Source organism: Lysobacter sp. Root604 (genome assembly GCF_001427505.1).
Taxonomy (GTDB): Bacteria; Pseudomonadota; Gammaproteobacteria; order Xanthomonadales; family Xanthomonadaceae; genus Lysobacter.
This window is the reverse complement of record NZ_LMGS01000009.1, coordinates 416,330-433,523: the sequence shown is the minus strand read 5'-3', so window position 1 is coordinate 433,523 and position 17,194 is coordinate 416,330. Positions and strand designations below refer to the sequence as shown.

Below are 17,194 nucleotides of genomic sequence, written 5' to 3'. Positions count from 1 at the left end.
GCGACTTCAGGGAGCCACCCGGGTAGCCGGGCCCTCCAATACGCTGACGATGCGGTGCCCGGCCTGGTCGCGCGCACTGGACACGACCAAGACCTTCTCGCGCAACGGCTCCAGTTGGATCTCCAAGCTGGTGCTCGGCTTGCCGGGTGTGCTGAAGATACCGTACAGCCTCGGGAACTCACGGACATCCCGGATGGATACCGAGCTGCGGAAGGCGCTCTCCTGCGCCACCGGCGGGCGCCGGATCGAACCGATCCGATCGAGCTCGATCCGCTTGCCATTGGCGATCAGCGCGCCGCCATCGTCCAATCGATCGGTGAAGCAGAAGACATACGTCGACGTTACCGCCTGCCGGGCCGGCTCTCCCTTCCACTTGAAGTCGCCGTCGTAGCTGCTCGTATAGCCCGATCCCCGCCCCGACGAGCTCAGTTCGCGCACGGGTCCGCTCAGCTGCTCGGTGAACGAACCCTGCCAGCATTGCTCCGATTTGCGGATCGGTTCCGCTGCGAAAGTCGCTGTGGGTGCGAGTCCTAGGGCCAATGTCAGGGCGAGCAGACGATTCATGGTCGTGATCCTTACGGGCTCATGGAAGGCGAAGAGCGACACCCATACGATATGCTCGAATCGCCGCCTTAGGTCCACTATTGAATCGGGCCGCGAAGCGGGTCCGGGCCGCGCCGTAGCCTGGTGGTGCTCGGTCTTGCGCATCGGCTTTCATCCAGACGTTCGAAGCCGGCGATGGCGAAAGCCAGGGCGCATTCGTAATGCGCCTAGCAACACTTGCACCTGGAGCCATCGGCTACTCGCCGCGCGCGTGGGTCCGCCCCGCTTTCCGAAGGCGGCTGGCCTCGTCTTGGGCCGATTGCGGGCGCCGGGACGCTTACAGACTCATGTCCGTGATGTGCTTCTTGAACGCCATCGTCCGCATGTACTGCGGATAGTCGCGCTCGAGGAAGGCCCGCATGTCGGCTTCCTCGTCCGTGGCCAGGATGCGCGCCATGTTGCCGCGCGAGTCGATGCGGATATGACCGGCGTAAGTGATGGCGCCGGCTTCGACAGTGAACTTGTTCGAGGAGTGGAAGCTCGCCTCGCGGCCGGTGACGACGATCTTGCTCCACATGTAGTCGCCCGCGGTCACCGGCATCACCCAGTATTTTTCCGGTTGATTCACGAACACGGCCTCGTCGGGGCCGATGAAGGCCTCGGCCATGGCCGAACCAAAGGTCTCCTGGGCCCGGAATTTCTTGAACTGCAATTGCAGCCAGGTCAGGTTGCTCTCGACCTTGAACACCAGCACGCCCTGGCCGGGCGCGATGCGCTTGCCGTCGGTGAGGTTGCGCGAGGTCGCGCAAGCGGACAACACCAGGACCAGTGCCAGGATCGTCAGGCACCGCAATGCTTGCATCAGTTTCATGGAGCCCCTGCGTATCGGTAGGCGCGACGCGCCGACGCGCCCCCTGGCGCGGGCGCCATGGTCGGCAACGCGGTCGGATCGTGTCAACGCGGTTACGCCCCGCTGCGCCGAACCGGTTGGCCGCAAAAGCGAAGGGCGCCCTGCGGCGCCCTTCGTTGCTGCCGGCGATGCGCGTCGGCTTAAGGCTTGGCGGCCTTGGGCGCGGCGGCCGGCGTCGCCGGTGCGGCGGGCGCGGCGCCGGTCAGCACCTGCGCGTCGCCATAGGGGCCGCGGCCGAGCTTGCCGGTCTTGATCCAGTCCAGCTGCATGCGGAAGTAACCGTCGGCGATGCGGGTCTCGGTGCGCTCGCCGTTGGCGGCGGTTTCGAACTTGAGGATGCCGTGGTCGGTGTCGGGGAATACCACCAGGGTCAGCGGGCGGCCTTCGGCGGCGACCGACTGCAGGCGCTGGCGGGTTTCCTCCGGCGGCGCTTCGCGGTCGGCGCCGGCCAGCATCCACAGCTGCGGCACCTTGAGTTCGCGCAGCACCGGCATCGGGTCGTAGTCCCAGCTGGTGCCCTTGTCCAGCTCGGGCTCCATCGCCTTGAGCTGCTGCGGGGTGTGCGAGACGACCAGGCCGGTGTACTCGCCCTTCATCGCGCCCCACCACTTTTCCTGGCCGTATTTGTTGCGCGCCACGGTCAGCGCGTCCCAGCCGTCCTTGCCGTGCGAGGCGACGATTTTGCCGGTGGCGTCGGTGACTTCGCGCGCCTTGGCCACCACGTCGTCGCCGTAACCGGCGTTGCGCAGATCCAGCGCGACCTGGCCGGCGTCCTCGCCCAGCGGGCTGATCGCCATGCCGTAGCCGACCGCGACGAAGGCCGCTTCCGGGGTCTTGCTGGCGGCCAGCGGCGCGATCCAGCCGGCCTGGCTGCCGCCCGAAAAGCCGATCCGGCCGGCGCGCTTGCCGGCCAGACGCTTGGCTTCGCGCAGCGCAGCCTTGGCGTCGTCGGACAGCAGGTAGAAATCCTGGGTGTACTTGCCGCCGGATTCGCCGGTGCCGCGCTTGTCGTAGACGAACACGCCCACGCCGTTGGCCGGGTACAGGTTCTGCATGTGATAGCGGTTGACGCCGGAGTAGTCCTCCGAGCCGTGCACGGTGACGATGATCGGCACCGGGCCGGCACCGGGCGGGAGCACCAGGCGGCCGCGCAGGTTGACGTCGTTGCCTTCGAAGCGGGTCTCGGTGATGTCGAACTTGAGCTTGCGCCCGTTCTTGCCCTCGAAGGCGATCTTGCCCTGGCCGCAGTCGCCGAAGCTCACGCGCACGTTGTCGGGGCGCTCGGTCCAGCCCAGGGTGCTGGTCCACTGGCCGTCGCGCTCGCTCAGGCGGCCGGTGCGGCCGTCGATCAGGCGCCAGCGCAGCGCGCCTTTGTCGGCGTTGGCGACGTCGACGATGCTGCCGTCGTCGAGGCGGTAGGCGCCGGCGTGGCAGCTGGTGGTGTCGGTGGCGTTGGAGGCGAACGCGGCCGGGCTGGTCAGCAACAGCAGCGGCAGCAGGGAGCGCGGAATTCGGCTGTACGGCATGGGGCAGTCTCGGTGGTCGGCGCGTGGCGCCGGGGTGGTATCCACAGGATCGATGCAAAAACCTGGGCTAGCGTTGCAATGGTTCCGCATCGCAGCCACAAGTCATGCGCAAGACGATCATAGACCGCACGCGGCGTATCGGGATCGGGGCGATCCGTCGCCGCGGCGCCGATGCTCGGCCGCAGGCGAGCATGCTACGGCAGAGCGACGCCGGTAGAGGAGATGATGGCTCGGGAACGCGAAATCGGTCCGGTTCCGGATGCGCTTGGCCGGTTCGGACAAGCGGGCGCACCGCGTCGGTGCGGCGGCGGCGGAAGGTGCAGGGCCGGCCCGAGGCTACGACCCCGCGGACCGGCCACTGCTGTTGCTCAGGGGTTGAAGCGCAGGTAGAGGTTGGCCCAACGCTGGCCGATGGCGATGGTCTGGTTGGCGGTGTAGTGGATGCCGTCGGGTGCGAAGCCGCAGCGGATATCGTCGGTGGCGACGAAGAACACCCGGGACGGATCGGCGGCGGCGGCGTTGACCATGCCCATGTTCACCTGATGCACCGTGGCCTGATAGGAGGCGAAGGCGGGCATGTAGGGATTGATCTGGGTCAGATAGAACTGCAGCTCAGGCGCCTCGATATCGGTGCGCACGTCGGCGATGAACTGCTTGATGTTGGCCTCGTACTGCGCGGCACCGCCGTAGATCGCGTCGGTCTCGCCCTGCAGCCAGAACATCGCGCGCAGCCTGGGCGTGTAGCCTTGCGCGCGCAACTGGGTGAGCATGGTCTGGATGTGCTGGATCATCGGCGGATACAGCGCCTCGTAGCCGGCCGGATTGCGCTTCTGGAAGCCGTAGTACAGGCCCGCCCCGCCGACGGCGTACTTGATCACCGCGATCGGCGCCTTGTTCAGCGCGGCCAGATCGCCGCCCAGCGACAGCTCCGGGCCGAAGCCGTCGTAGTTGCCTGAGAAGCCCGCGCCCTGGGTGTCGAGCTGCCCCATGGAACCGATGTTGGCGACGGCGTCGGATATCGAACGCTGGTGATAGCCCAGCAAGGCCCGCGAATCCGGCCAAAGAGCATAGGGCGCGTTTGCGGTGCCGAGTTGATCGGAGCGCGCGGTCCAGCCGTGCGCGTTGGACTGCCCGGCCACGATCACCACGTCGATCGGCAGCGTTGCGCGTGCGGGCAAGGGCGTCTTGCTCAACCGCACGTTGTCCAGATCGGTGTAGCCGTAGTTGGGCACGACCTGACGCAGGCGGATGCGCAGGCGCTCGCCCACGCCGGCCGGCGCCGGGCCGCTGTCGAACAGGCGCGTGGTATCGGTGAACTGCGCCGAGGGCGCGAGGTTGCGGCCGATGCCGCTCCAGGCGCCGACCAGATGGCCGTTCTCGGTTTCCAGGCGGATGTCGTAGCCGGCGAACAGGTCCCTGCCCTGGGCATCGGGTGCGCGCGTGCCGCTGGCGACGCTGAGGGTGTAACGGGTGTTCGCCTGCAGACGTTCGCTCAGCACCTGCTCCAGCGCGCCGCCATCCTGGTAGCGGAATGCGATCTGATTTCCGTCGAAACCGTAGGTGGCGCCGGGGTAGAACGTATCGTTGGAGGTCGCGTTGGGTGCGAGCAGGCCGGAGCCCTGGCTAGGCCCCACCGCCGTCCAGCCTGTGGGCACTCGGATCTGGAAGACCGGGGCCTGTGCGCCGGCGATGGGGTCGGTCTCGAAACTGGGATTGTTGATCGCGATGGCGGTCTGCGCGCTCGCGGCGCCGGCAAACGATAGGCACAGCGTCGCGATGGCGAGGAAACGGGCGATGATGGACATGGCAAGACTCACTGGTCGTAAGCGACGGTTCCGCCGACGCCGATAGCGGATCGACGTCGCCGGCGGCAAGGGCAAACTGCGCTCACCTCGGGAACATCTCCGAACCGTCCCAGCCCAGGACAGCCGATGCGCGGGATACGCGCGCAGCCGGACCCGGCGTCGGACCGACCGCGCACGGGATCGAATTGCGAGCGCGGGTCGTATGCGCCGGTTCGGTGTGGTACTGGGCGGTCCAGGCTTGAGGTGTTGCAGGATGCGCGATCAGTCTTGGCGGGTGAGCGCGCGCGCGTCTATGTGACCTTGGTCGCGTGCGATTTCAGGCTGCCTTGAGAGCAGAGTTGCGCACATTCGTTGTGTGCTCGACGCGCGTTTGTTGGATGCGGTTTGTTTTGTTGCCGCGGTCGTTCCGGCGGATGGGAATGGCGGTGCGTTCGCTGCTGATCGATCGCGTCTTATGCCCGAGGGAAGTCTCTGTGGGGCGCCGCTTGTGCTGGTGGGGCGAGGCTTACGTCGTAAGTGGATGACGCGGTCGCGGCTTGCGCCGCTCCTACAGGGGCGGGCGGGCTTGCGTCGGATGTGGGTGATGCGATCGCGGCTTACGCCGCTCCCACAGAGAGCGCGAAGCTGGCGTCGCATGCGAGTGGCGCGGTCGCGGCTTACGCCGCTCCTACAGGGGTGGGCGGGCTTGCGTCGGATGTGGGTGATGCGATCGCGGCTTACGCCGCTCCCACAGAAAGCCACGCCTCTTCGATGCAGGAGCGGCGCAAGTCGCCACCGCGTCGCTTCACCGACGATGCGAGCTTCACGCTCTCTGTGGGAGCGGCGTAAGCCGCGATGGCGCGCAGGGTGCCATAGACGCCGCCCCGCTCCCGGGACGGCGCGGCCTAGGCGCTCGCTCAGCGCGCGGCGGCGGCCGGCGCGGTGCTCGCCTCGGCTTGGCTCGTAGCGACGAAGCGACGCATCTCGCGTTCCAGCACCGGCAGCGGCACCGAACCCAGGTTCAGCAGGGTGTCGTGGAACTTGGCCTCGTTAAAACGCGTGCCCAGCGTCGTCTCCGCCTCGCTGCGCAGCTGCCGGATGCTGCGATAGCCCAGGTAATAGGCCAGCGCCTGGCCGGGCCAGCTGATGTAGCGATCGACCTCGGTGCGGATATCGTGCGGCGCCAGTGCGGTGTGCTGCGACAGATAGTCGATCGCCTGCTGGCGGCTCCAGCCGTACTCGTGCAGGCCGGTGTCGATGACCAGCCGCGCGGCGCGCCACATTTCGAAGGTCAGGCGGCCGAAGTCCTCGTACGGCGTTTCGTACACGCCCAGCTCGATGCCCAGCCATTCGGTGTACAGGCCCCAGCCTTCGCCGTAGCCGGAGAAATAGGTCTGGCGGCGGAAGTCCGGACGGTCCGGCGCTTCCAGCGCCATCGCCGCCTGATGGCTGTGGCCGGGTACGCATTCGTGCAGGGTCAGCGCGGCCAGGGTGTACAGCGGCCGCGACGGCAGGTCGTAAGTGTTCATCAGGCACGAGTCCAGGCCGCCGCGCCCGGAGGTGTAGATCGGCGCGATGTCGTCCGGCACCGGCAGGATCGCGAAGCGCTTGCGCGGCAGCTGAGTGAACAGGTCCTCGAGGCGGCCGTCGACCTTCTTGGTCACGTAGGCCGAATACGACAGCAGTTCGCGCGGGGTCTTGGCGTAGAACTGCGGATCGCTGCGCAGGAACGCCAGGAACTCCGCGAAGCTGCCCTTGAAGCCGGCCTTGCGCATCACCTCGTGCATCTCGGCCGAGATGCGCGCGACCTCCTGCTTGCCGATCTCGTGGATCTGCGCCGGGGTCAGGTCGGTGGTGGTGTATTCGAGGATCTGGCTGCGATAGAAGGCCTCGCCGTCGGGCAGCTCGCGCGCGGCGGTACTGGTGCGCGTGCGCGGCAGGTATTCCTCGCGCATGAAGCGCAGCAGCTTGGCGTAGGCCGGCGCCACTTCGTCGCGGATCGCGCGCTCGCCCTCGGCCTGCAGGGCGCGCCGCGTCTGTTCGCCCAGGTGCGCGGGAATCGCGGCGAAGGTGGCGGTGAACGGATTGTCGGCGCCGCCCTTGGCATAGGCCTCGATGGTGCGGTCGCGGCCTTCGATGGCGACGCGCGGCACGCTGTAGCCGCGCGCCAGGCCCGCGCGCATGTTGGCGATGTTCTCGTCGAAGTAGCGCGGCAGGTCGTGCAGGCGGCCGAGCAGGCGGCGGTATTCCTCGGCCTTCTGGTAGGGGCGACGCGGGTTGAGGCCACCCCAGAAGAAGGTATCGCTGTTGAACGGCGCCTCATAGGTGCGGTAGCGCGCGTTGTTGAGCTCGATCGTCACCGAGGTACGGAACACCGCGGCGTTGATGCGTTCCTCGTCCGACAGCTGCGCCTGCGGCAGCGCGTCGAGCTGGGCCAGGGCCTTTTCCCAATAGGCGACGCGGCGCTGCCAGGCCTGCGGGGTGACGCTGGGCATGCGGTCGCCGTCTTCCCAGCGGCCGTCGGGCTCGCGCACACGCACGAATTCCTGCTGGCGCCAGCGCCACTCGGCGTCGTAAAGGTCGCGCAACTGGCGCGTGGTCTCGTTGGGCGCAGCGGTGGCGGCGCTGGCGCCGGCTTCGGCGGCGCTGGCCGGCGTCGGGCCCGTCAAAGACAGCACGGCGAGCAACAAGGGCGGACACAGCAGGCGAACGATCATGCGCGGGCTCTCGGCGAAGATGGATGCGGGCGGAACGGGAGACGCGCATCGATCCGACCCGGTGGCGTCAGGCGCTCGAGTCGGAGCGGGTGTGGTCCAGATTGCGTCGATACAGCCTTGCATGCTGCCGCGGCTGGCGTCACGCGATGCGGGCGGCAAGCGGTCCTGGCGCGCGTTGTCGCGGCGGCGCGGCGCGGCATGGCGATGGACGGATGCGGGCATGCCGGCCGCGGCGAGGCCGGCGTCGTGGGCGCTGGTAGACGACAAGGGTGCGTCATTCGCGAACGCTCGCCAGCCGATGCACGGCGTCCTCGCTCAAGGCCGGCCCGCCGGCGGCGGCGATGACCTGCGCTGGGAATTGCGGCAACGCGCCCGTTCCCGAACGCCGCAGGCTCTCGCCCGGCTGAATCGGCGGGCCGCCCTCTTCCATGTAGCGTCGAATGTGCTCGTACAGGCGCCACAGCAACTCATCCTCCCACCAACCCTTGTAGCCGATGGTCGCGATCTGCGGGCATTGCCCGGGTTGCTTGGGGTCGTCCCACAGCAACGCCAGCAGATACGTAGTGCGCGCCGCTTCGCCCGTCATCTCGTTGAGTCGATAGCTGCGCGCATGGGCGTCGTCCCAGCGATAGGTTTTTACCTCGCCAACGCCGGCACGTTGCCAGAATTTCCAGAACTTCATCGGGATGACGGCGAAGAATGAAACCTCTCGGGTCTGGCGGTTGAACAGGACCGGCAGATCGCGGGGGGTAAGAAATCCAACCCGGAAGAAAAAGATCGCCGCAACCAGAAAGAACAGCGCCGCGAGCGTCGAGATGATGGAAATCGATGCATTCAAGACATGATCCGACTTGCTCGGATCCAGATCCATGATGGATTCGACGGCACCCCATCCGAACATGCAGGCGGCGAATCCAATGAGTATCGTATACAAGCCCATCATGAATGCGATTTCGGTCGTGCCCGCCGGCGCGCCGACCACGATGGCGTTGGGATGAACGCTCAACAGGGAATCGCACGAGCTCGCCTTGCCATGCACGGGCTCGTGCTTTTCGCGCGGGGCGATGCGCCAAGGCGCTTTCCCCGCCAATAGGGTCTTCTTGCGATTTTTCCCGGCCAATCCGAACTGCGGATCGGGCGCATTCCATGGCGGCAGCCGAATATCGTAGTCCGGATTGTTTTCACGACTCATGTTCTGTCACTCGGCCAGTGGTTCGATGCGGGCCGAGCACGCCGACGCGCATCGATCCGACCCGGTCGCGTCAAACGCCCGAATCGAGGTCGGCGGTGGTCCAGACTCCGTCGATACAGCGTTGCACGCCGCCGGGGTTGGCGTCACGCAGCTCGGGCGGCAGGCGGTCCTGGCGCACGTTGTCGTAGCTGTGCAATGCGGCATAGCGATGGATGGACGCGGGCATGCCGACCGAGGTGAAGCCGGCGTGGCTGGTGCTGGGATAGGGCCCGCCGTGCTGCATGGCCGCGCTCACGGCCACGCCGGTCGGCCACTTGTCGTCGATCAGACGGCCCACGCGCGGACGCAAGGCCGCGGCGATGCGCGTGCGCGTTTCCTCGTCGCTGCCGTCGGCGGCGCTGTGCAGGCTGCCGGTGAGATTGCCGTCGAAGGCGCGCGCGATCGCCACGGCCTGGTCGGCGTCGCGATAACGCAGCAGCAGCGAGACCGGTCCGAAGGCTTCCTGCTGCAGGGCTTCGGCGGCGGCTAGGAAGTCCGCGCCGTCCACGCTCAGCAGGGTCGGCGCATAGCGCGCGCCGGGACCCGACGCCTGCGCCGCGCCGGCCACCACCTGCGCGCCGGCCGCGCGCAGCCGCGTCACCGCCAGCTCCAGCTGGCGCTGCACGCCGGAAGAGAACAGCACTGCGGGCGCCGCGGCGGCGAAGCGCGCGGCGGCGGCGGCGACGAAGGCGTCGCCGTCCTCGCCCTGCGGCAGCGCCACCACGCCGGGGTTGGTGCAGAACTGGCCGCTGCCCAGGGTGCAGGAGGCGTAGAACTCCTGCGCCAGCGCCTCGCCGCGTTCGCGCAGCGCGCCGGACAGCAGGAACACCGGGTTGACGCTGGACATCTCGGCGTAGATCGGGATACCGGCGCGGTCCGCCGCGGCCTTCAGCCCCAGACCGCCGCCGCGACTACCGGTGAAACCGATCGCGCCCAGGCGGCGGTCGCCGGCCAGCTGCAGGCCACGTTCGGGGTCGAGGTCGTACAGCAGCTGCACCGTCGCTTCCGGCAGGCCACTGGCGTGCACGGCCTCATGGGCGATGCGCGCGAGCACGCGGCTGGTGCCCGGATGCGAAGGATGGGCCTTGGCGATCACCGGATTGCGCGCGGCGATGGCCGAGGCGAAGTCGCTGCCGGCCACCGCGTTGAAGGCGAACGGGAAATTGTTGGGGCCGAACACCAGCACCGGCTTGTGCAGGGGCGCGTAGTGCGCGCGCAGGCCGGCCTGGGTATCGATGACCGGATGGGTCCAGGCGTAGGCGCGCACCGCCGCCGCGGCCTGGCGCAGTTGGCCGGTGGTGCGCGGCAGTTCGACCGCGGACAGGCGCGGCGCCAGCGGCAGCGCGGTTTCGGCATGCGCGATCGCGACCAGCTCGTCCGCGGCCGCCTCGATGCCGGCCGCGTAGCGTTCGAGAAAATCGGCGATGCGCGCGGGCGCGGTCGCCGCCAGTTCGTCGGCGACCGCGCTGGCCGCGGCCACGGCCGCCTCGATATCGCGCGGGCCCGAGCGCGGAAAGAGCTCGCCGATGGGCTCGCCGCTGGCCGGATCCAACGCGCGAAAGCCGCCGGCGTCGTCGCGGCTCTGCTGCCATTGGCCTGCGATCAGGATCGGTTGCATGCGCTGATTCCTCGCGGGGTGGCCTGGATCAAAGCTTGGGGCGCGTAGCCAGGGCGTGCTCGATCACCGCCAGCGCCTCGGCGCGTTCGGCGCCCTCCACCACCATACGCGGCGCGCGCACGCGCTCGTCGCCCATGCCCACGCGCTGCTGCTGCAGTTTGATCAGCTGCACGAACTTGGGCACGGTGTCCATGCGCAGCAGCGGCAGCAACCAGGCGTAGAGCGCCATCGCCGCCGGCGCGCCGCCGGCGCGGGCCTGTTCGAACACGCGCACCGATTCGGCCGGGAAGGCGTTGACCACGCCGGCGATCCAGCCCACCGCGCCCATCGACACGCCTTCCACGATCGCATCGTCCATGCCGACCATGAGTTCCAGGCGGTCGCCCAGCAGGGCCTTGATCGCGGCGAAACGGCGGATGTCGCAGGAGGATTCCTTGACCGCCTGCAGGTTCGGATAGGCGGCGGCGAGCTCGGCGATGCGCTCGGGCACGAAGTCGGTCTTGTAGGCGACCGGGTTGTTGTACAGCAGCACCGGCAGGTCGGTGGCCTCGAGGATGGCGCGCATGTGCGCGCCCATCTCGCGCCAGTCGGTGGAGTAGACGTAGGGCGGCAGCGCCATCAGGCCGCGCGCGCCCAGACGCTCGGCGGCCTGGGCCAGGCGCACGGCCTCGGCGGTGGACAGGGCGGCGATGCCGGGGATCACCGGCGCGCGATCGCCCAGCGCCGCGACCAGGGTTTCGATGATCGCCAGCTTCTCCTCGAACGACAGCGTCGCGCCCTCGCCCAGCGAACCCAGCGGCACGATGCCCGTGCAGCCGGCGTCGATGAGCTGGTTGGCGTGGCGGGCGAGGAAGGCGTGGTCGACCGAGCCGTCGGCGGCGAACGGCGTGGTGATGGCGGGCACGACGCCGCGCCAGAAGCTTGCGTTGCTCATGTAGGGATCCTGTTCGATACGGTGTTGAAAGGGTTCGCGGCGCGCGGCGTCTACTCGGGACGCACGCCCCAGGCGAAGGGATCGTCGTCCTCGACCAGCAGCCGGCCCTGCGCCATCAGATGCGCGCGGCCGCTGATGCGCGGACGGATGCGGCCATCGGCGGCATGTTCGTAGCTGCCCTCGAACACGCTGCCCAGCACGCTCTCCATGCGCGTGACCGCACCGGGCGCGAGCGCGCCGTCGGCGGCCAGGCAGGCCAGCTTGGCCGAGAAGCCGGTGCCGCAGGGCGAGCGGTCGTAGGCCAGGCCCGGGCACAGCACGAAGTTGCGCGCATCCACGCCGGGCGTGGTGGCCGCGCCGTTGAGTTCGATGTGGTCGATTTCGGCGCCGCCCGCGCCACGCACGCCGGCGGCTTCCAGCGCGTGCCGGATCGCCTCGGTGTAGGCGGTCAGCGCGCGCCAATGCGCGACCGCCAGCGGGATCGTGCCGTCGCGGGTGATGTAGAACCAGTTGCCGCCCCAGGCCACGTCGCCGCGCACGCGGCCGTAGCCGGGCACGTCCAGCACCACGTCCTGGGCGTGGCGATAGCTTTCGACGTTGTCGATGGAGACCAGACCGTCGGTGTGCAGCTGCGCCACCACCGTGCCCACCGGCGTGTCGATCGCATGCCGACCCGGGCCGATCCGGCCCAGGTGCGCGAGCGTGCGTACCAGGCCGATGGTGCCGTGGCCGCACATGCCCAGGGTGCCGACGTTGTTGAAGAAGATCGTCGAGGCCACCGAGAACACGTGCTGCGGCGGCAGCAGCAAGGCGCCGACCATGGCGTCGGAGCCGCGCGGCTCGCAGGCGATCGCGCTGCGCCAGCGGTCGTGGCGGGCGGCGAAGGCCGCGCGCTGCTCGGCCAGATCGCCGGTGCCCAGATCGGGCAGGCCGGACAGCACCACCCGCGTGGGCTCGCCGCCGGTGTGGCTGTCGATGTAGTCGATGCTGCGCATGATCGCCATGGTCCGGCCGAGGGCGCGTGCGGGTCTAGCGGGCTTGCGCCACGGCGGATGCGGAAATCGGCACAAAGTTTCGCGCGCGTCGCATAATCGGACGATGCCTTCCGCGCCGCTGCCGCTGGTGGACCCGGACCTCCTGCAGGAGTTGTTCGATCGTCTGCCCGACGTGGTGTTCTTCATCAAGGACCGCCAGGGCCGCTACACCCACGCCAATCAGACCCTGGTCCAGCGCCTGGGCCTGGGCGGGCGCGAGGCGGTGATCGGCCGCGGCGCGAGCGAGTTGTTTCCGGCGCGCCTGGGCGACAGCTACTCCGCGCAGGACCGGCGCGTGCTGGCCGGCGGGCGCATCGACGACCAGCTGGAAATGCACATGTTCCAGAACCGCGCCGCGGGCTGGTGCCTGACCAGCAAGCAGCCGCTGTGGCACGAAGGCCAGGTGTTGGGCCTGATCGGCATCTCGCGCGACCTCGCCCAGCCCGACGGCCGTCATCCCGGCTACGCGCGCCTGCGCCGCGTGCTCGACCACATGGAAGCGCATTACGGCGAACCCGTGCGCATGCAGGCCCTGGCGGAATTGGCTGGCCTGTCGTTATCGCAACTGGAACGCCAGTTCCGGCGCGTGTTCCAGCTCGCGCCGCAGCAATGGCTCACGCGCCTGCGCATCGAAGCGGCGATGCAGCGCCTGCACGGCGAGGACACCATCGCGGCGATCGGCCACCAGTGCGGCTTCACCGATCAAAGCGCCTTCAGCCGCCAGTTCAAGGCCAGCGTCGGCCTGACCCCGCGCGACTATCGCCGGCTCAAGCCGGCGCCGCCTTGCGCGCGGACATGAGCATCTGCGCAGCCGCGTACAGCACCACCACCAGCACCAGCCAGCGCAGCCATTCCAGCGGCAACGACTTGACCGCGAACGCGGCGATCAGCACGCCCGGAATGCCGCCCACCGCCAGGCCCAGCGCCGCGCGCAGGTCGTAGCGGCCCGAGCGCACGAAGGCGCCGCCGCCGACCGGCATCAGGAAGGCGCAGGCGCCCATCATGATCGGGAACGCGGCGATCGGATTCATGCCCAGCAGCGCGACCAGGATCAGGCAGGGCGCGTACAGGCCGATGCCCAGCATCATCAGCGCGCCCAGCAACAGGCTCACCGCGATCGCGAACACGAGCTTGCCGCCTTCCAATCCCAGCGCGACGCCGCCGCCGGGCAGCCAATCCAGATTTGCGGCCAGGAACAGCCCGGCCGCGATCAGCAGGGCCACGCCCATGCCGATCTGGATCGCGCGCCGCGGCAGGCGGGCGACCACGCGCACACCCAGCCAGGCGCCGACCACGGCCGCGCCGATCATGCCCAGCAGGGTGGTCAGGTCGACTTCCACCACCGCGATGAAGATCAGCGCCTGGACCACGGTCGGCAGCGCGTTGCCGACGTTCAAGGTGCCGGGAATGCGGTCGTCGTCGACGCGGCCGCGCAGTTTGAAGATCGCGGTGGTGGTGGCGAAGGAACCGATGCCGAGGGTGTCGAAGAAGTTGGCGACGAAGCCGGTCGCCAGATCGCGCGCATCCGGCCGACGCGGCGCGTCCGTCGGCACGCGGCGCGCGCGTTCGATCATCCACCAGCGCCCGACATAGCCCAGGGCCAGCAGCGTCAGTGCCGACAGCAAAAGGATGGTGCCGTCCCGGATGGGATCCATCGACCGACTCCTGCGCAGCGCACGCGGACGCGTGCCGAGGCATGTTCGGTGCGCGCCGGCGCGCGCGGCTTGTCTGGCTTCCGCGCCCGGCGTGCGGATATTTGCGTAGTCGCCCGCCGCGGCCGCGCCTAGCATCGAGGCTCCTCGTCCGCCCGGGCCGCGCGCTTGAGCCGAACTTCGTCTTCCGTGCTCGTGATCGGCGCCGGCGTGATCGGCCATGCCTGCGCATTGGCCCTGCAGCAACGCGGCTGGCGCACGCTCCTGACCGATCCCGATCGCGAAGGCGCGGCCGCGTCCTGGGGCAACGCCGGGCATATCGCCACCGAACAGGCGCAGCCGCTGGCCTCGCCCGCGACCCTGCGCTCGGCGCCGCGGCGGCTGTACGCCTTCGGCGGGCCGCTGGCGCTGCGCGATCCGCTCAGCATCGCGCCCTGGGTCTGGCGCTATCTGCGCGCCTGCTCGCCCGCCGCCTACGAACGCGGCCGGCTGGCCTTGCGCGGCCTGCTCGCGCAAGCGCTGCCGGCCTGGCAAAGACTCGCGCAGACCCTGGAGCAGCCGGACTTGCTGCGCGAAACCGGGCATTGGGTCTGCTGGGAGTCCGCGCGCAGCGCGCAGCAGGGCCGCGCGAGCTGGGAGCACAGCGATATCGGCGACACCCGTTTCGATGCCTTGATCGCGCGCGACCTCGACGCTCTGCGTACTTCGTTGCGCGCGCCGATCGAAGCCGGCATCGCGTTCTCCGGCACCGCCCAGATCGCCGACCCGCGCCGCTTGGCCGCGGCGTTGCACGACCGCTACCAGGCCATGGGCGGCGAGCGCCGCTACGACCGCATCGAGGCCTTGAGCTTCGACGACGACGGCGTGCTCGCGCGCACCGGCGACGGCGCGGAACTGCGCGCCGAGCGCGTGCTGGTCTGCGCCGGCGCGCGTTCGCGCGCCCTGATGGCCTCGGTCGGCATCGATGCGCCGCTGGTGGCCGAGCGCGGCTATCACCTGCAGTGGGCGGACCACGACTGGCCGGATCGGCCGCCGGTGGTGTTCGAGGACCGCTCGATGATCGTGACCCGTTTCGATGGCGGCCTGCGCGCCGCCGGTTTCGTCGAATACGCATGCGTGGACTCGCCGCCCGACCCTGGCAAGTGGCGGCGCCTGCGCCGTCACGTCGCCGAACTCGGCCTGCCGGTACGCGGCGAGCCCAGCGAATGGTTCGGCGCGCGCCCCACCCTGCCCGACTATCTGCCGGCGATGGGGCGCAGCGCGCGTCATCCGCGCCTGCATTACGCGTTCGGCCACCAGCACCTGGGGCTGACCCTGGCCGCGATCAGCGGCGAACTCGTAGCCCGAGCGATGAGCGAGGCCGAGGCACCGCCCGAACTGGCGGCCTTCGATCTGGCCCGCTTCGGCGGCTGACGCCGGCGCGATTCAAGACGGTAAGGTTTGCGCCTGCAAGATTTCCGAATCGCACGCGCGGATGCGCGCGCCGCCGCCCGGGTGGGCCGTACACTGGCCGCATGCCCATCGATCCCGTCGCCCTGGTCGAAGCCGACGCCGTCGCCGCGCAGATCCGCGAGGCCTTCGCCGATTACCACGCGCGCTTCGCCGCGATCACCCGACGCGCCAAGGGCCGTTTCGAAACCTGCGACTGGAACGGCGCGCGTGACGACGCGGTCGAACGCATCGCCCTGTACGACCGCTGCGTGGCCGAGGCCAGCGATGCGCTGGACGCGCGCCTGGGCGCGCAGGCCCACGACCGCGCGCTGTGGTCGGCGGTGCACGCGCGCTACGCCGAACAGATCGAGCCGCTGCTGGATCGCGAGCTCTACAAGACCTTCTTCAACACCCTGACCCGGCGCTTCTTCAAGACCCGCGGCGTGGACGCGGCGATCGAGTTCGTGGCCCTGGACATCGAGCCCACCGACGCCATCACCCACCCGGTCGCGCGCCACAGCTACGCGGTGTCGGAGGACCGGCTCACCGAAACCCTGATGCGGGTGCTGGACGACTATCCGTTCGCGGTGCCCTACGCGCACCGCACGCGCTGCGCGGCCGGGATCGCGGTGCGCCTGCAGGACGATCTGCACCATTGGGGCCCGAGTCCCGTGCGCGCGATCGAGCTGCTGGACGCGGTGTTCTATCGCGAGCGCCGCGCCTACCTGATCGGGCGGGTGTTCGGCGAACGCGCGTTCTCGCCCTGCGTGATCGCCCTGGTCAACGATGGCGGCGCCCTGCGCGTGGATGCGGTGCTGACCTTGCGCGCCGACGTGGTCCAGTTGTTCAGCTACTCGCGCAGCTATTTCCACGCCGACCTCGCCACGGTCGGCGACGCGGTGGTGTTCCTGCGCACCTTGCTGCCGGGCAAACCGATCGACGAGCTCTACACCGTGCTCGGCCGCGCCAAGCAGGGCAAGACCGAACGCTACCGCACCTTCTTCCGTCAGTTCGCGGCTCAGGCCGGCGAACGCCTGGTGCGCGCCGACGGCGAGCGCGGCATGGTGATGGCGGTGTTCACCCTGCCCAGCTATGCGCTGGTGTTCAAACTGATCCGCGACCGCTTCGCCTATCCCAAGGACATCGCGCGCACCGAAGTCGAGGCCAAGTACGCGCTGGTGTTCCACCACGACCGCGTCGGCCGCCTGGTCGATGCGCAGCCGTTCCGCTTCCTGCGCTTTCCGCGCGCGCGCTTCGCGCCGGACCTGCTGGAGGAACTGCTGAGCACCTGCGCCGGCAGCATCACCCAGGACGGCGACGATCTGGTCTTGCACCTGTGCTACGTCGAACGCCGGCTGCGGCCCTTGAACCTGTACCTGCGCGAGCAGCCGCTGGAGGCCGCGCGCGCCGCCGCGATCGACTACGGCCAGGCGATCAAGGACCTGGCCCTGGCCAACATCTTCCCCGGCGACTTGCTGCTGAAGAACTTCGGCGTCTCGCGCCACGGCCGCGCGGTGTTCTACGACTACGACGAGCTGTGCCTGGTCACCGATTGCCGCTTCCGCGCGGTGCCCGAGGCGCGCAATCACGAAGACGAGATGGAATCGGGGGCCTGGTTCTACGCGGCCGGCAACGACGTGTTCCCCGAGCAGTTCCCGCGCTTCCTCGGCCTGGCGCCGCCCTTGCTGGGCGCGCTGCTGCACGCGCACCCGGAGATCTTCCAGGTCGCCTGGTGGCAACAGGTGCAGGCCGCGCTGGTCGCCGGCCGCTACACCGATGTCGCGCCGTATCCGTTGGACCGGCGCCTGCCCTAG

13 protein-coding genes are annotated in these 17,194 nt (G+C 69.3%); 3 read left to right on the top strand and 10 right to left on the bottom strand.

The annotated features are described in order from the left end of the window. Window positions 1-6: 6 nt before the first annotated feature. The 9 genes from ASD69_RS10310 to ASD69_RS10270 form a co-directional block, all read right to left on the bottom strand. Complete coding sequence (locus tag ASD69_RS10310) at window positions 7-564, bottom strand: hypothetical protein (protein ID WP_157499142.1); 558 nt, start codon at window positions 562-564, stop codon at window positions 7-9. Window positions 565-880: 316 nt separating this feature from the next. Continuing rightward, complete coding sequence (locus ASD69_RS10305) at window positions 881-1,414, bottom strand: hypothetical protein (protein WP_056177522.1); 534 nt, start codon at window positions 1,412-1,414, stop codon at window positions 881-883. A gap of 179 nt (window positions 1,415-1,593) precedes the next feature. Next, window positions 1,594-2,979 (bottom strand): alpha/beta hydrolase, encoded by a 1,386-nt coding sequence (locus tag ASD69_RS10300; RefSeq protein ID WP_056177520.1) that lies wholly within the window; start codon window positions 2,977-2,979, stop codon window positions 1,594-1,596. Between the two features lie 368 nt (window positions 2,980-3,347). Continuing rightward, entirely contained in the window at window positions 3,348-4,784 is a 1,437-nt protein-coding gene (locus ASD69_RS10295) for a sialate O-acetylesterase (RefSeq protein WP_056177518.1), read from the bottom strand. Between the two features lie 896 nt (window positions 4,785-5,680). Continuing rightward, on the bottom strand, window positions 5,681-7,480 hold the full coding sequence (locus ASD69_RS10290; RefSeq protein ID WP_056177516.1) for a DUF885 family protein: 1,800 nt from the start codon (window positions 7,478-7,480) through the stop codon (window positions 5,681-5,683). A gap of 274 nt (window positions 7,481-7,754) precedes the next feature. Then, entirely contained in the window at window positions 7,755-8,672 is a 918-nt protein-coding gene (locus ASD69_RS22465; protein WP_200943979.1) for a DUF6708 domain-containing protein, read from the bottom strand. A 70-nt stretch (window positions 8,673-8,742) separates the two neighbouring features. Beyond that, window positions 8,743-10,329, bottom strand: a complete 1,587-nt coding sequence (locus ASD69_RS10280) for an aldehyde dehydrogenase family protein (protein ID WP_056177514.1) — start codon at window positions 10,327-10,329, stop codon at window positions 8,743-8,745. Between the two features lie 28 nt (window positions 10,330-10,357). Then, window positions 10,358-11,263: a dihydrodipicolinate synthase family protein gene (locus ASD69_RS10275; RefSeq protein WP_056177512.1), complete on the bottom strand. Its 906-nt coding sequence runs from the start codon at window positions 11,261-11,263 to the stop codon at window positions 10,358-10,360. A gap of 50 nt (window positions 11,264-11,313) precedes the next feature. Next, the gene (locus ASD69_RS10270) at window positions 11,314-12,258 is read right to left on the bottom strand and encodes a proline racemase family protein (protein WP_056179776.1); all 945 of its coding nucleotides are present in this window, start codon (window positions 12,256-12,258) and stop codon (window positions 11,314-11,316) included. 103 nt (window positions 12,259-12,361) lie between these two features. Between ASD69_RS10270 and ASD69_RS10265 the strand changes: the two genes are divergently transcribed. Continuing rightward, window positions 12,362-13,096, top strand: a complete 735-nt coding sequence (locus ASD69_RS10265; RefSeq protein ID WP_056177510.1) for an AraC family transcriptional regulator — start codon at window positions 12,362-12,364, stop codon at window positions 13,094-13,096. On the opposite strand, the gene ASD69_RS10260 is transcribed toward ASD69_RS10265, so the two are convergent. Then, the gene (locus tag ASD69_RS10260; protein WP_082576418.1) at window positions 13,065-13,952 is read right to left on the bottom strand and encodes a sulfite exporter TauE/SafE family protein; all 888 of its coding nucleotides are present in this window, start codon (window positions 13,950-13,952) and stop codon (window positions 13,065-13,067) included. The two genes, ASD69_RS10265 and ASD69_RS10260, sit on opposite strands and share 32 nt — an antisense overlap. A gap of 186 nt (window positions 13,953-14,138) precedes the next feature. On the opposite strand from ASD69_RS10260, the gene ASD69_RS10255 reads away from it, so the two are divergent. Together ASD69_RS10255 and aceK are read left to right on the top strand one after the other, a co-directional pair. Beyond that, window positions 14,139-15,362 carry an FAD-binding oxidoreductase gene (locus ASD69_RS10255; protein WP_235567198.1) on the top strand — a complete coding sequence of 408 codons (1,224 nt, stop codon included), beginning with the start codon at window positions 14,139-14,141 and terminating at the stop codon, window positions 15,360-15,362. 101 nt (window positions 15,363-15,463) lie between these two features. Beyond that, on the top strand, window positions 15,464-17,194 hold the full coding sequence (aceK, locus tag ASD69_RS10250; protein ID WP_056177505.1) for a bifunctional isocitrate dehydrogenase kinase/phosphatase: 1,731 nt from the start codon (window positions 15,464-15,466) through the stop codon (window positions 17,192-17,194).

What these genes read in the sequence shown, in the direction of transcription:
- ASD69_RS10305 (WP_056177522.1), bottom strand. Translation starts at nt 1,414, where the DNA reads ATGAAACTGATGCAAGCATTGCGGTGCCTGACGATCCTGGCACTGGTC.
- ASD69_RS10270 (WP_056179776.1), bottom strand. Translation starts at nt 12,258, where the DNA reads ATGCGCAGCATCGACTACATCGACAGCCACACCGGCGGCGAGCCCACG.
- ASD69_RS10295 (WP_056177518.1), bottom strand. Translation starts at nt 4,784, where the DNA reads ATGTCCATCATCGCCCGTTTCCTCGCCATCGCGACGCTGTGCCTATCG.
- ASD69_RS10260 (WP_082576418.1), bottom strand. Translation starts at nt 13,952, where the DNA reads ATGGATCCCATCCGGGACGGCACCATCCTTTTGCTGTCGGCACTGACG.
- ASD69_RS10290 (WP_056177516.1), bottom strand. Translation starts at nt 7,480, where the DNA reads ATGATCGTTCGCCTGCTGTGTCCGCCCTTGTTGCTCGCCGTGCTGTCT.
- ASD69_RS10265 (WP_056177510.1), top strand. Translation starts at nt 12,362, where the DNA reads ATGCCTTCCGCGCCGCTGCCGCTGGTGGACCCGGACCTCCTGCAGGAG.
- aceK (WP_056177505.1), top strand. Translation starts at nt 15,464, where the DNA reads ATGCCCATCGATCCCGTCGCCCTGGTCGAAGCCGACGCCGTCGCCGCG.
- ASD69_RS10275 (WP_056177512.1), bottom strand. Translation starts at nt 11,263, where the DNA reads ATGAGCAACGCAAGCTTCTGGCGCGGCGTCGTGCCCGCCATCACCACG.
- ASD69_RS10310 (WP_157499142.1), bottom strand. Translation starts at nt 564, where the DNA reads ATGAATCGTCTGCTCGCCCTGACATTGGCCCTAGGACTCGCACCCACA.
- ASD69_RS22465 (WP_200943979.1), bottom strand. Translation starts at nt 8,672, where the DNA reads ATGAGTCGTGAAAACAATCCGGACTACGATATTCGGCTGCCGCCATGG.
- ASD69_RS10300 (WP_056177520.1), bottom strand. Translation starts at nt 2,979, where the DNA reads ATGCCGTACAGCCGAATTCCGCGCTCCCTGCTGCCGCTGCTGTTGCTG.
- ASD69_RS10280 (WP_056177514.1), bottom strand. Translation starts at nt 10,329, where the DNA reads ATGCAACCGATCCTGATCGCAGGCCAATGGCAGCAGAGCCGCGACGAC.